The following is a 12,726-nucleotide window of genomic DNA, read 5'->3' on the forward strand; positions in this document are numbered from 1 at the left end:
TACCATGGCTCTTGAATATTTAAGGCCTGCTCAAATATATGTTTTGTTATCATATTTGCTCCTTTGGATTTTGATTGGGATTTTACCTATTATATCATTTACCCACTCAAAAGTCAAAAGAGCCAAATAAGAGAAGGTGTTCCATGTGGTGCAGGGAGAATTACATGCCGTATTACTCCTACTGGGAAGGTTACCCCATGTATTCAGCTTTTTACAGAAGCAGGGGATGTAACCAAAGAACCTTTTCATAAAATATGGTGGTCATCAAAAGAGCTTATAAAATTGAGGGAATTATTGGTCTCTGATTTAACATGCAATACCTGTGAACTCCTTCCCTATTGTCAAGTATGTATTGGGCAGGCTGCTTTAGAGGATGGAAATCTTACAGGGTGCTGCAAAGAAGCTAAACGAATTGCTGAAAAGCGAAAGGAGGTGATTAGGAATGCGTAAGGTTTATCAAAAACCGGCCATTAGCTCCGAGAAGATGTTTGAACAAGCTGCTCTTGGATGTGCTACCTCATATTTACCTGATCCTGATTGTTATGCTAAAGAGAATAATGTTGCATGTCGCGGTATGCACATTAAGAGCTAATGAAAAAGTGCGAAGTTTTTAGTGCCCACTCTGCCTAAGTTAATAGTAGGTGGGGTGGGTGCTAAAAAATGGAAAAAATAAAACATGAATCCTTTTAAATTTGCTTTTTTGAATAACCTGGATTCTATGATAGATATTCCAAAACTTTTTATAGAAATACTATTAATTTTTACAAAGGTGTTTAGTAAAAATATTGTGGAGGCTGATAAATGTGGTTTTTGGAATCAATAAAAAGTGCCATTAGTTGTTTGTTGGCGAATAAAGGAAGATTAACTCTTGGAGTAATTAGTATAAGTATTGGTGTGGCTACATTAATGGGTGCTATGGTAATCTCTGAAAGCCGTAAGGTATTTTTAAAAAGAGAAATCGAAAAGCTGGGGACTAATTTAATGAATGTCTTTACTGAAACACGGCATCGTCAGTTTCTAACTGATAAAGATGTAGAAATGATAAAACACTGTCAGGGAGTTTTAAATGTGGCAGGCTGCGCAGGTGGAGGGGGACATCAAGTACAATACTTTAATAAGATTTTAGATAATGTATGGGTAATAGGTTGGGAACCTCAACTTAGGGAAATGATTAATCTTTCTTTGAAACATGGTAGGTTTTTTACCCATCAGGAAGAAGAATCACAGTGTAATGTTGGTGTTATTGGCAACGATCTGGCATATAATCTATTTGGGAATAAAAACCCAGTAGGCGAAACTATTTTTATAGTTGTTAGAGGAAGAAAGGTTCCGATTAGAATAATTGGTGTCCTAAAAGAGATAGGCATTTTCCAATGGTATATGGCTGTGGTGGAAAATAATGGAATTATTCTTCCTCTAACATACATAAGGGGAAAGATTCTCGCAAAAAGCTGGCAGGGGATACTTCGCCATATTATGGTACAGACTATATCAACTTCTGCAATAAAAACAGCAGTTAAACAAATAAAAAAGACATTTGCACTACAGAGAAACTATTCCTGTGATGTGATAACTCAACAGGAAGTTATCAATTATGAATATAAGCTTTTAAAGAGAACAACCATGATTGGGTTATGTATAGCGACTATATTCTTAATAGTTGGAGGGATAGGAATAATGAGTATCATGCTGAAATCAGTGCTTGAGAGAACAAGAGAAATAGGAATTAGGAAGGCAGTGGGAGCGAAAAATAGAGATATATTAATTCAATTTCTCATAGAGGCATTTATAATAGGTATATTAGGCTGTTTAGTAGGGATATTGATAGGTATTAGTGGGAGTTATCTTATCTCTAACTGGCTAATTAAAACAACTACGGTGATAATCTCTTTACAGACAATATTTATCTCATCTGGAGTAGCTATTGGTCTGACTCTTTTGTTTGGACTCTATCCTGCCTTGCGGGCATCATCTTTAAACCCTATTGATGCCTTAAGATATGAATGAGAACAAAGGGAACCTAAAAAATGAGCAGATACAATGAAAGCGAATGAAATTGACTTATTGCTATTTAAAGAATGTCTTGGTAAAAATGAGGAGATGCCTTTATACCCGAATGGGTTAAGTATGGAGCCATTCATCAATACAAAGGGAAAAATTGCTATTGAAAAGACAAAACCTCAAGAGATAAAAAAAGGCGATATTGTTGTTTTTCATCCTGATAAGAATGCTCGACAAATGAGAGTTCATCGTGTTATTAAAATTTACAAAAAGAACGGAAAGCATCTTTTTCTTATTAAAGGGGACGCATGCTTTTTAGAAGATGGTTTTATTCCTCCAAAAAGAATCATTGGAAAGGTAACCTCTATAATTAAGGGAAATAAAAGATTAGAATTTAATACAGTATGGATGAGACTATTTAATTATCTTTTATCCATATATTCATTCATCACCTGGTATGGACATAGATATATTATAAAAAGGATTCTTATCCCGATAAAAAACCCTATGATTAAAAAGCTGCTTTTTAGAATAGCTTGGATTGCGATGATAGATATTCCAAAACTTTTTATAGGAATACTGTTAATTTTTACAAGAATGTTTAGTGAAGATATTGTGAAGGCTGATAAATGCATCTCTATGAATCAATAAAAAGTGCCATTAGTTGTTTATTGACAAATAAAGGAAGATTAACTCTTGGTATAGTTAGTATAAGTATTGGTGTAGCTACACTAATGGGAGCTGTGGTAATCTCTGAAAGTCGCAAGGTATTTTTAAAAAGAGAATTTGAAAAGATAGGAAGTAATTTGATGACAATTTGGAGTGAACCAAAACCTGGGTTATTTACTTTAAAAGATGTAGAAATGATAAAAAGATATGAGGGAGTTTATCGTATTGCCCCATATATTGGGGGAATTAACTTTCCAATTACCTATTTTAACAAATCGATGGAAGCATTTATATACGGCACTACACCTGAGAACAAAGATATGAACAATTTCACTTTAAAATATGGAAGATTTTTTACTCATCAAGAAGTAATCTCCAGATGTAATGTAGGTGTAATCAGGAATAGACTTGCCTCTAACTTATTTGGGAAGAGAAATCCTGTAGGAGAGACTATCTTTATCATTAAAGGAGAGAAGAGGTTCCCTATGAGGGTAGTTGGTATTTTAAATGAGGTGGGTATTTATCAAGGTGGGTTAGGAGAAAATGAGGGTATTATCTTACCTTTAACTTTTATGGATGAAAACCTTATTTCGGAAAGAAGGCGTGGTAAACTTCGTCATATAAAAATACAAGCCAGGGATAAAACGGCGTTGAAAAGATTATGTAAACAAACAAAAAGTGCCTTTGAGATTGAAAGAAATTATTCTTGTAGTATTTATACTTATGATGAATTTATAGATGCTGAATACAAGATATTAAAGAGAAACACCTTAATTGGAATATCCCTATCGATTATCTTTTTCATAGTCGGGGGGATTGGGATAATGAATATCATGCTAAAATCAGTGCTTGAGAGGACAAGGGAGATAGGTATTAGAAAGGCAGTGGGAGCTAAAAATAGAGATGTACTAATTCAATTTCTTATAGAGGCATTTATAATAGGGATGTTAGGTTGCTTCGTAGGAATATTGATAGGTATTGGTGGAAGTTATTTTATCTCTAACTGGCTAATTAAAACAACTACTGTGATAATCTCTTTACAGACAATCGTTATCTCATGTGGGGTAGCCCTTATTTTAACCCTTTTATTTGGACTCTACCCTGCCTTACGAGCATCTTCTTTAAGCCCTATTGATGCCTTGAGATATGAATAAAAGAGGTAGAGATGAAGAATAAACAGCAAATAAAAGAAAAAATTCTTGATGAAGTAAGGAGTATTTCTACAGGTAAAGGATATGAGACAAGGATAGAAATTGGAGGAGTAATCTTCTCAATAAAGACGGATGATTATGAGCTTGAACAGTTAATCAAAAAGAGATTTAGCCCCTTTATCTCCATAAATACCCCGGATTTGTTTCTAGAAGCTCAGGTTAAAGAACAAATTCCCACAAAGGGTTTTGGAGAGATAGAGATAGTCAAAGGCAAAAGAGAAAGTCTATTTATTCATTCTCCTTATGCTGGGTTAGTAGATTTGGCACAAAGAAGTGGGAAATTAGCCATTCGGATGAAGAAAGATGTGAGTCCTCTTGAGACTTTTCTAAGAATTTGTAGCTCTTATTTTTTACCCGATTTTGAGGGAATACTTCTTCATGCTGCCTCTATCACTACCGATGATAAAGGCTTTGTCTTTTGTGGTAAATCTGAGTGTGGAAAGACTACCATAGCACGATTATCTAAAAAATATTCAGTCTTTACGGATGAAATAAGCATTATTCGTAGAATTGACAATACTTATAGAGTTTTTAGCACCCCTTTTTGGGGTGAAATGCAAGGTGGGATAGCAGATGTTAATTCTTCCACAAGGGTAGAAACAATTCTATTTCCAAGGAAAAGTAAAGAGGTACACTTAAAAAGGGTCTCTTCTATTGACGCTCTTGCTGAAATCATGAGAAGTACATTATTCTTTATGAATGATGATATACGGAGTAAAAAAATATTTGAGTTAGGTTACGGAATAGCAGAAAAAATCCCATGTTATGAGCTTCACTTTTTACCAGATGATTCTTTTTGGAGGTGTATTTTAGATGAAAGACAAATTAGTGCTACGAGGGAGTAAAACTGCTTCCAGAATAGTCGAGGGAGAAGCAGTAATCTTTACTCCGGAAGACAGTATGATTCATTCGCTGAATGAGGTTGGGACAAGGATATGGGAACTCCTTGAGCAAGAGAAAACAATTGAAGATATTGTAAGGGTAATTTGCAAGGAATACGAAGTAGAAGAAAAAGAGGCAGAGCAAGATATTATGGGGTTTATTGAGACACTTCATGATAAGAAAATTGTAGATTTAAAAGGTTCTCAGGAAGGTTCTCAAAGGGTATGAGAGATATAGATGCAAAAATACAGAAAGAAGATTTGTTTATTAAATATTGTTGCCAATGTGAAGTAGATAAAGAAGTAAAGATTAAAGCAGAGGCTCTATTAAAAGATGGATTAAATTGGGACTATCTATTGAAAAATGCTGAATATCAAAGGATTCATCTTTTACTGTATTTGCAGATAAAAAAATCAGGTTGGGAGCAGTTAGTCCCAGAAGGAGTTATAAATAATCTTAAAAGAAAGTATAGAAATAATACTGAGAAGAACTTGTATATGATAGGCGAATTGAAGAGGTTATTAGGGATTTTTAGAGAAAATAATATAAAGGTAATAGTCCTGAAAGGAATAGTGTTAGAAAAGATTATCTCTTTGGGAATAGAATATAAACCTATCTATGACATAGACCTTTTAATTCATAAGGATGACCGCTATAGAATCGGTACTCTCTTGAAATCAGATGGGTATCTTCCTATCCCTCCAAAAGAAAGGGTATTTTGGGAAGAGGGGTATCATCATCCGGATAAAGGAGTAGCAATTGATCTTCACTGGCACTTTTTTACTGTTCAAGAATATCAGAAAATTACCCGAATAGATATGAATGAACAATGGGAAAATGCAGTTGCTATGGAATTTGAAGGTATTGAAATTTTAACACTTTCATTAGAAGACACACTTTTGACTTTATGTACTCATTTTAGCATTCATCATATCTTTTGTGGTTTAATTTTACTTTTTGAGATTTCAGAATTTATACGCAAGGACAAAGACCAAATATCATGGCAGGATATTATCTCAAAGGCAAAAAGGTACAGAATAAAGAATAGTGTTTATTTTACCCTTTATTTTGCCAAGACAATATTAAATGCCCCTGTTCCTTCGTTTGTCCTCAACAGACTTAAAGCGAATTGGTTAAGAAGGCTATGGTTGTCCAGGTTTCTTGTTAATGAAGAAGAAATTTTATCCCTGCCTACAAAGCTAAGAGATGTAAGACATCAACAGTGGGCACTTTGCTCGTGGATTATATCTGACAGTATAATTGATTTTATCAAGGCTTTTCTTGTTACTCGCCAAATACTTAAGGTTAAATATGATGAATAATTCTCATAAAGATTCTCAACTATTACGAAAATTGGTTACGAAGATACTATCATATGCTAAGGAATATAAGGGTCTTTTAATAATTATAGGAATCCTTTTACTTTTCAGTAACGGCTTTGGGTTAGGCTTTCCACTTCTGGTAAAGAAGATTGTAGATATTATCCTTGTTGAAAATGCTGACCGGATAGTGTTAACCTGGTGGTGTATAGGAGGGGTTTTATGTGTATCATGCAAGGGTATAGTGGAGTATACATTAAGTATATTAAATTCCTATGTCTCCCAGAAATTAACTATTGATATAAGAGAGGATTTCTTTGCACATTTGATGAGACTCCCTTTAAGCTTCTTTGATAATCGACACACAGGTGATATATCTTCAAGGGCATTTAATGATATAGGACAACTACAGGGAACGATAATTTTCGGGACACTTTACTTTATCAAAGATATCCTTTTTCTGATTGGGTTAATGGTGATTATCTTCCTTACTTCATGGAAGGCATTTTTATTATTTATAGGTGGAACAATATTTGTTGGAGTTTTTACTGAGGGAATCCGAAGAAAAACAAGACAAATCAGCTCTTTACTTCAAGAGAAAAGAGCATTCATTAATACTCATTTTTTAGAAGCAATATCTTTGATAAAGGAGATTAAACTCTTTCTTCACCAGAAGAAGATAACTACTAAATTTTCAAATATGAATAGGGAATATCTGGAAGTCTTAATGAAAGATACTAAACTCCACTCTTCTACTGGACCTGTCTCAGATATTGTATTTACAATTACTATGCTGTCTATCGTATGGTTAGCAGGTGTTATGGAGAAGGGATTAACTCCAGGCTCAGTAGTAAGTCTATTTATCTATCTGCAATATGTCTTTGGTCCTGTAATGGGTATTATAGGATTTACTATTTCTCTTCAAAGAGTGCTGGCATGTGGAGAACGAGTGTTTGAAATCCTCTCTGTAAAGCCAGAAATACAGGATTCCCAAACCAAAATTGATATTCAGCCAGAGACAAAATGGGATATTAAATTTAAAGATATAGTATTAAAGTATAATGGAAAAGAAGTCCCGGCTATAAATGGTGTCAATTTAGAAATAGAAGATGGCGAGATAATTGCTCTGGTAGGACCTAATGGTTCAGGGAAGACATCATTAGCAAGACTTTTACTTCGGCTTTATAATCCTACTTTGGGGAGTATTCATATAGATGGAATTGATATTAATAAAATTAATTTAACCTCATTAAGAGAAAGAATAGGTATTATTCCTCAAGACCCAGTGCTTTTTCATGGCACAGTTTATGAAAATATCGCCTTTGGTAAAGGAGAAGCTTCTTTAGAGGAAATAATAAGGGTATCTAAAACCTCTATGGTTGATGAGATAATTACAAGGCTTCCGGATACCTATAACACTGTTATAGGCGAGAGAGGTATAAAGTTATCTGGAGGAGAGAGACAGTGTATAGCTATTGCTCGTACTCTATTGAAAAATCCTGAGTTGTTGATTCTGGATGAGGCAACATCATATCTGGACCCTAAAAAGGAAGTTGAGATATGTGAGGCAATTATGAAATTACGAAAAGGGAGAACTACTATTATTATTACCCATCGCCCAATTGCAGTAATAAAAGCAGAAAGGATTGTAGTCATGAATAAAGGGCAGATTAAAGAAAAGGGCAGATTTCAGGAGTTATTTAATAAAAAAGGTAGTTTCTATAAATTATTTCAGAATCAACTCAAAAATTTAAATATTGACAAAAAGCAACCCGGATGATAAAATTAAGGTTAGAGATTCTCATGCAAGAGATAAGGAAAAAGATGGGAAACAATATCACATTTACATCAAAAGTAATAATAATTAATTGGGTGTTCTTATCTATAAGCTTTTCATTTGTCTCAGCAGAGAAGATAAAATTTATCCATAGTCTAGATGAATGTATAAAAATGGCAGAGGCTAATAGTTTGATAATAAAGAAGAGTCGAAAAGATTTGATATCTGTTCAATATGGATATGCAAAAGCTTTAAAAGATTTATGGGGTATCAAAGTAGACCTTAATCTTACCCCGAAAAGCTATAAATTCTTTGATGAGCCAATAATTATACCGCAGGAAGTTGAAATAAGTGAAGCAGAAGCCAGTAAATATAAAAATTCTCATGCCTGGAGAGCAGGAGTGCCAGTTACAAAACTTTTTCTTACCGGAGCCAGAGTTACTCTGGAGACAAAAATAGATAAAGATGTCTTAAAAGGTGAGTTGGAGGGAAAAGATGCCTCTTATGAATCTTTTCAAAAGCCAAATATTGAATTTAAACTTGATCAACCTTTTTTTGTTTTTAAAAAAAATCCCTATCAGCGGATTCTCAAGAATATAGTATTCACTCTAGAAATAGCAAAGGAAACATTTAATTCTGCCAGAGAAAATCTCGTCTATCAGATAAAGAATGTATATTTTAGCTGCCTTTTAATAAATGAAAAGGTAAAAATCCAAAAGGAAGTAGTTGAACAGGCCAAAACTCTATATAACATCGTACATGCAAAGTTAAAAGCAGGGAGAATTTCTGAAATAGACCTTATACAGGCAGAAATTCAATTAGAGAAAGCCAAAGAATCTCTTTTAGGGACAATAGATGATTATGAGATAGAATGTAAGAAACTTAAAAGTATCATCGGTTTGCCTCAAGAAATAAAGATAGAATTGATAGATGAGTTAGACTATAAAGTTCAAAAAGTAAACTTTGATGAAGTTCTTTTATCAGCATTAAATACATCCAGTATAATAAAGGAAATGGAAAGAAAACTCAAAATAGATGAGATGAATTTAGAAAAGGTAAAAGAGAAAGATAAACCTGAAATCGGCTTGATTATAGATTATGGGTATCAAGACAAAAGAATAGAGGGAACAATGTACGATTCTACTCTTGTCAATACCAAAGAAAGTAATCGATGGGATGTAAGATTGAATTTTAATTGGCCTATTTATGATAGTGGAGTGGTAAAGGCAGAAGTAAAAGAATATGAAACAAAAGTAGAAGCAGAAAGATTAGATATTCTAATACAAAAGGAAAAGATAAGAATAGATTTTCAAGAAACATTAAATAAAATAAAGATGGCAGAACGGCAGATTGCTTCGTTAGATAAAATGATAAAGCAAGCAGAATCCCTTGTCCATATTGCTAATATTCGATATAGAGAAGGAATAGGGCTTATCACAGAAGTCATTCAGGCACAAAAGGTAATCGCTGATTTGAAATTTAAGAAAAAAGAATCAATTTTTAACCTTATGCTTGCTATGGCAGCGTTAGAGAAGTTAAAAGTGAGTGGAGAGAGGTAAGAAGAACTTTATAAAGGTAGGGAAAATGGGGAAGAACCGATTTTTCAAAAGCATCTTCACAATTAGTGTGTGTGCTATATTTGTATCATTAGTTCTTATTTTGGCAGGTAAATTTTATTGGGATAAACAACATCCTTCAATTAAAAAAGTTAGAACTACCCTTGTGGAATATAAAAGGATGAATGTAGGCGTCTTCTCTACAGGAATAATTGAACCTATGGAAAAAGTAAAAGTTAGAGCAAAAATCGGAGGTATTTTAAGGGATGTAAAAGGACAAGTGGGGGAAAGGATAAAGAAAGGTATGTGCTGGGGAACAATAGATACTCCTGAGGTTGTTCAAAATCTCCAAAACATAGAGAGGTTGCAGGTAGAACTTCAACAGGTGGATATTGATTGCCAAAATGCTCTAAGAAAATGGACTCGTCTAAAAGAGCTCTATCTTGAGAAAGCAGTAAGCAAAGAAATGGTAGAAACAGCAGAAGTTGAATATAATAAAGCGGTTGTATCTGCAAAATTTCTCGAGCAACAATTAAAGATTGAAGAAAAGAAAAAAAGACAACTTCAGATACAAACTAAAATCACCTCTCCTATTTCAGGAGTAATCATGGAACAGGATATAGAAGGAGAAATGATGGTAACTTGTGGAACTATTTTATTTACTGTCGCTAACTTAAATGAGTTAGTAGTAAAATGCAATATCCCGGAAATTGATATTGGAAAGATAACAAAAGGTATGATAGCTAAAATTACTACTGACACCTTGCCTGGAAAAGAGTTTCATGGAAAAGTAATTAAGATTTCTCCATTTCCAATAAAAGATAGTAATCTCTCACTTTTTGAAGTAGTTATTTTAATAAAAAAGCCGTTTCATGGGTTACAAATTGGCAGGAGTGTTAATGTAGAAATGTTTTCTACTATCGTTGAGAAATCACTTGTTGTGCCTATTGAAGCTGTGGTCATTAAGGAGAATAAAAAAATACTATTTGTAGTGAAAGATGGGATAGTTTGGGAAAAAGAAATCACAGTGGGAAGAGTAGGGGTTGAGAATAAGGATATTGAGGTTAGCAGTGGTTTAAAAGAAGGGGAAGAAGTATGTATATCACCAGATGAAGATCTGGTAGAAGGGATGGTAGTTAAGTCTATAAGAGTTAGTGGGAGGTAAAAGTTAAATGATTATTACAATGAATGATATAACTAGAGTTTATACTCTTAAGAGGGTAGAAATTCATGCTTTGCGAGGGGTATCCCTTTCTATACAAAAAGGAGAATTTGTTGTCATAATTGGTCCTTCTGGCTCTGGAAAATCAACTATTATGCATATCATTGGATGCCTTGATAGACCTACTTCAGGTATATATAAACTGGAAAATATAGAAATTGCCGGGTTGAGTGATAACGAGTTATCGGAAATAAGAAATAAAAAAATAGGTTTTGTCTTCCAAACTTTCAACCTTATACCTCGAATGAGTGTATTAAAAAATGTAGCACTCCCCATGATATATGGTGGAGTAACAACCAAAGAAAGGTATAAAAAAACTATGGAAGTAATTTCGCAAATAGGATTATCTCATAGAGTAGCTCATCGACCTTCCGAACTTTCTGGAGGAGAACAGCAGCGTGTAGCTATTGCCAGAGCATTAGTTAATAATCCTTCTCTACTTCTGGCTGACGAGCCTACAGGGAATTTGGATAGTCAAACAGGGGAGGAAATTATGAAGATATTTCAGGAATTAAATCAAAGTGGAGTAACAATTATTTTGGTAACTCATGAGGAGAAAGTAGCTAAATATGCTACAAGAATTATTTCTCTTCGAGATGGAATGATCTTATCAGATAGGAAGAATGTCTAAGTGCGTTTAATTATTCTTATAGGAATTATCATAGGGGGATGTATCTTCTCCCCTTTTATTTTTTTGAAGACATTATGGAATGTGAGTGTGGTTCTTATATCTATCCAATCAACATGGCTTTGTTTTTATACTATCGTTGCTTTATTATTATTTAAAAAACAGACCTCTGTTTCTTCAGAAGATTCTTTTCAGCCCAAAATTTCAGTGATAATTCCGGTTCATAATGAAGAAAAAGTGATCACATCTACAATTAATTCAATATTAAGAAGTAATTATCCGAGAGAAAAACTTGAAATAATAGTAGTAAATGATGCCTCTACTGATGGAACAAAAGAAATTTGTGAAGAGCTTGTAAGAAAAGGAATAATAAGCTTGATAAATCGCTCTTCTTTTGCTGAAAGAGGAAAAGCTGTCTCGCTAAATGAAGCATTAACAACAATAAAAGATGAAATTATCTGTCTTATAGATGCAGATAATGAAGTAAGCCCGAATTTTTTTAACCGATTAGTTCAGCATTTTCAAGACCCTGAAGTAGCACTGGTCCATGCTAGGGTAAAATCAAAAAATCCAAATACCAACCTTTTAACTAAATTGATTGATATAGAATTTACAGCTTTGTATCTTACATACTTACTCCCGAAAGCATATCTTGAATTAAACTTTGGATGTATGGGGCCCGGAGAACTTATTCGTACTTCTGTTGCAAAAGAAATAGGCGGATTCAATAATAATCTGGCAACAGAAGATGTAGAATTTACTTATCGTGTTCAACAATATGGTTATAAGATAATATACGACCCATATGAATGCACATATAACGAGTTAGTATATACTCTCAAAGATTATTGGCATCAGAGATATAGATGGATGTTGGGAAGCATTCAGGCATTTATTGCCCATTTCCCAGGCTTTTACTTGAATAAAAAGATTAATCTCAGGAAAAAAATAGACTTTACTAATACCTTTTTTATAATAGGTTCATTAATTGCTTTGGATGTAATTAGTGGGATACACATCATAGATATTTTAACAAATTTTAATCTTTTAATTTTATATCTGCCTCTTGGTGCATATATAGGAATTACTTTGTTCTGGACAGGAACAGCTATGTTTATTGATAATCGCCTGAAGAAAGAAGGAATCTTTGTTTTGTTAATGCCATGGTACTTCTTCCTTGTTGCAGTTCCAACCTTAAAAGCAACTATTGATGAATACATACTAAAAAAAAGATACCTTCCTCAAAAAGCAACTCATTTAGGATTACAAGGGGGGATAAAAGAAGGCTAACCTAAATTCCGCACAGTTTTGCAAAAAAATTGCAAAAAAACCATTTTCTAACGCTGATTTCGACACCCCTTAATTAGAAGTCATTAATTTTATTTTGAGTAAATTCAAGCCTATATTTCAGGTTTTTTATATTAAGAAGTATTATCTTAAAATGGTTTTCTGCCGATAATA

Annotated in this window: 13 protein-coding genes; all 13 read left to right on the forward strand. The window is 33.6% G+C overall.

All coding sequences use genetic code 11. From position 1 onward, the window contains the following. Window positions 1-63: 63 nt before the first annotated feature. The 13 genes from AB1414_07525 to AB1414_07585 all read left to right on the forward strand — a co-directional run bounded on the left by AB1414_07525 (window position 64) and on the right by AB1414_07585 (window position 12,555). Window positions 64-450, forward strand: coding sequence for an SPASM domain-containing protein (locus AB1414_07525; protein ID MEW6607290.1), 387 nt, complete (start codon window positions 64-66; stop codon window positions 448-450). After that, on the forward strand, window positions 443-592 hold the full coding sequence (locus AB1414_07530; protein MEW6607291.1) for a hypothetical protein: 150 nt from the start codon (window positions 443-445) through the stop codon (window positions 590-592). The genes AB1414_07525 and AB1414_07530 overlap by 8 nt, the downstream gene beginning before the upstream one ends. A gap of 209 nt (window positions 593-801) precedes the next feature. Continuing rightward, window positions 802-2,007, forward strand: coding sequence for an ABC transporter permease (locus tag AB1414_07535; protein MEW6607292.1), 1,206 nt, complete (start codon window positions 802-804; stop codon window positions 2,005-2,007). A gap of 33 nt (window positions 2,008-2,040) precedes the next feature. After that, window positions 2,041-2,652 (forward strand): signal peptidase I, encoded by a 612-nt coding sequence (locus AB1414_07540; protein MEW6607293.1) that lies wholly within the window; start codon window positions 2,041-2,043, stop codon window positions 2,650-2,652. Continuing rightward, a complete protein-coding gene (locus AB1414_07545) occupies window positions 2,631-3,824 on the forward strand; it encodes an ABC transporter permease (protein ID MEW6607294.1) in 1,194 nt (397 codons plus the stop codon). Before AB1414_07540 ends, AB1414_07545 begins: the two co-directional genes overlap by 22 nt. Window positions 3,825-3,835: 11 nt before the next feature. Next, complete coding sequence (locus AB1414_07550; GenBank protein MEW6607295.1) at window positions 3,836-4,726, forward strand: hypothetical protein; 891 nt, start codon at window positions 3,836-3,838, stop codon at window positions 4,724-4,726. Continuing rightward, window positions 4,695-4,991: a PqqD family protein gene (locus AB1414_07555; protein ID MEW6607296.1), complete on the forward strand. Its 297-nt coding sequence runs from the start codon at window positions 4,695-4,697 to the stop codon at window positions 4,989-4,991. Before AB1414_07550 ends, AB1414_07555 begins: the two co-directional genes overlap by 32 nt. Continuing rightward, complete coding sequence (locus AB1414_07560) at window positions 4,988-6,085, forward strand: nucleotidyltransferase family protein (protein ID MEW6607297.1); 1,098 nt, start codon at window positions 4,988-4,990, stop codon at window positions 6,083-6,085. The genes AB1414_07555 and AB1414_07560 overlap by 4 nt, the downstream gene beginning before the upstream one ends. Beyond that, window positions 6,075-7,862, forward strand: a complete 1,788-nt coding sequence (locus AB1414_07565) for an ABC transporter ATP-binding protein (GenBank protein MEW6607298.1) — start codon at window positions 6,075-6,077, stop codon at window positions 7,860-7,862. The genes AB1414_07560 and AB1414_07565 overlap by 11 nt, the downstream gene beginning before the upstream one ends. Then, entirely contained in the window at window positions 7,859-9,418 is a 1,560-nt protein-coding gene (locus tag AB1414_07570; protein ID MEW6607299.1) for a TolC family protein, read from the forward strand. The genes AB1414_07565 and AB1414_07570 overlap by 4 nt, the downstream gene beginning before the upstream one ends. Before the next feature lie 25 nt (window positions 9,419-9,443). Beyond that, a complete protein-coding gene (locus tag AB1414_07575) occupies window positions 9,444-10,580 on the forward strand; it encodes an efflux RND transporter periplasmic adaptor subunit (GenBank protein MEW6607300.1) in 1,137 nt (378 codons plus the stop codon). Window positions 10,581-10,587: 7 nt separating this feature from the next. Continuing rightward, the gene (locus AB1414_07580) at window positions 10,588-11,268 is read left to right on the forward strand and encodes an ABC transporter ATP-binding protein (protein ID MEW6607301.1); all 681 of its coding nucleotides are present in this window, start codon (window positions 10,588-10,590) and stop codon (window positions 11,266-11,268) included. Then, a complete protein-coding gene (locus AB1414_07585) occupies window positions 11,269-12,555 on the forward strand; it encodes a glycosyltransferase (protein ID MEW6607302.1) in 1,287 nt (428 codons plus the stop codon). Window positions 12,556-12,726: the final 171 nt, after the last annotated feature.

Source organism: bacterium (assembly GCA_040755795.1).
Classification (GTDB): domain Bacteria; phylum UBA9089; class CG2-30-40-21; order CG2-30-40-21; family SBAY01; genus JBFLXS01.

Bases quoted from the DNA above. Each gene is read 5' to 3' on its own strand.
- AB1414_07570 (MEW6607299.1), top strand. From the start codon at position 7,859: ATGATAAAATTAAGGTTAGAGATTCTCATGCAAGAGATAAGGAAAAAG.
- AB1414_07550 (MEW6607295.1), top strand. From the start codon at position 3,836: ATGAAGAATAAACAGCAAATAAAAGAAAAAATTCTTGATGAAGTAAGG.
- AB1414_07540 (MEW6607293.1), top strand. From the start codon at position 2,041: ATGAAAGCGAATGAAATTGACTTATTGCTATTTAAAGAATGTCTTGGT.
- AB1414_07545 (MEW6607294.1), top strand. From the start codon at position 2,631: ATGCATCTCTATGAATCAATAAAAAGTGCCATTAGTTGTTTATTGACA.
- AB1414_07575 (MEW6607300.1), top strand. From the start codon at position 9,444: ATGGGGAAGAACCGATTTTTCAAAAGCATCTTCACAATTAGTGTGTGT.
- AB1414_07535 (MEW6607292.1), top strand. From the start codon at position 802: ATGTGGTTTTTGGAATCAATAAAAAGTGCCATTAGTTGTTTGTTGGCG.
- AB1414_07560 (MEW6607297.1), top strand. From the start codon at position 4,988: ATGAGAGATATAGATGCAAAAATACAGAAAGAAGATTTGTTTATTAAA.
- AB1414_07530 (MEW6607291.1), top strand. From the start codon at position 443: ATGCGTAAGGTTTATCAAAAACCGGCCATTAGCTCCGAGAAGATGTTT.
- AB1414_07580 (MEW6607301.1), top strand. From the start codon at position 10,588: ATGATTATTACAATGAATGATATAACTAGAGTTTATACTCTTAAGAGG.
- AB1414_07555 (MEW6607296.1), top strand. From the start codon at position 4,695: ATGAAAGACAAATTAGTGCTACGAGGGAGTAAAACTGCTTCCAGAATA.
- AB1414_07565 (MEW6607298.1), top strand. From the start codon at position 6,075: ATGATGAATAATTCTCATAAAGATTCTCAACTATTACGAAAATTGGTT.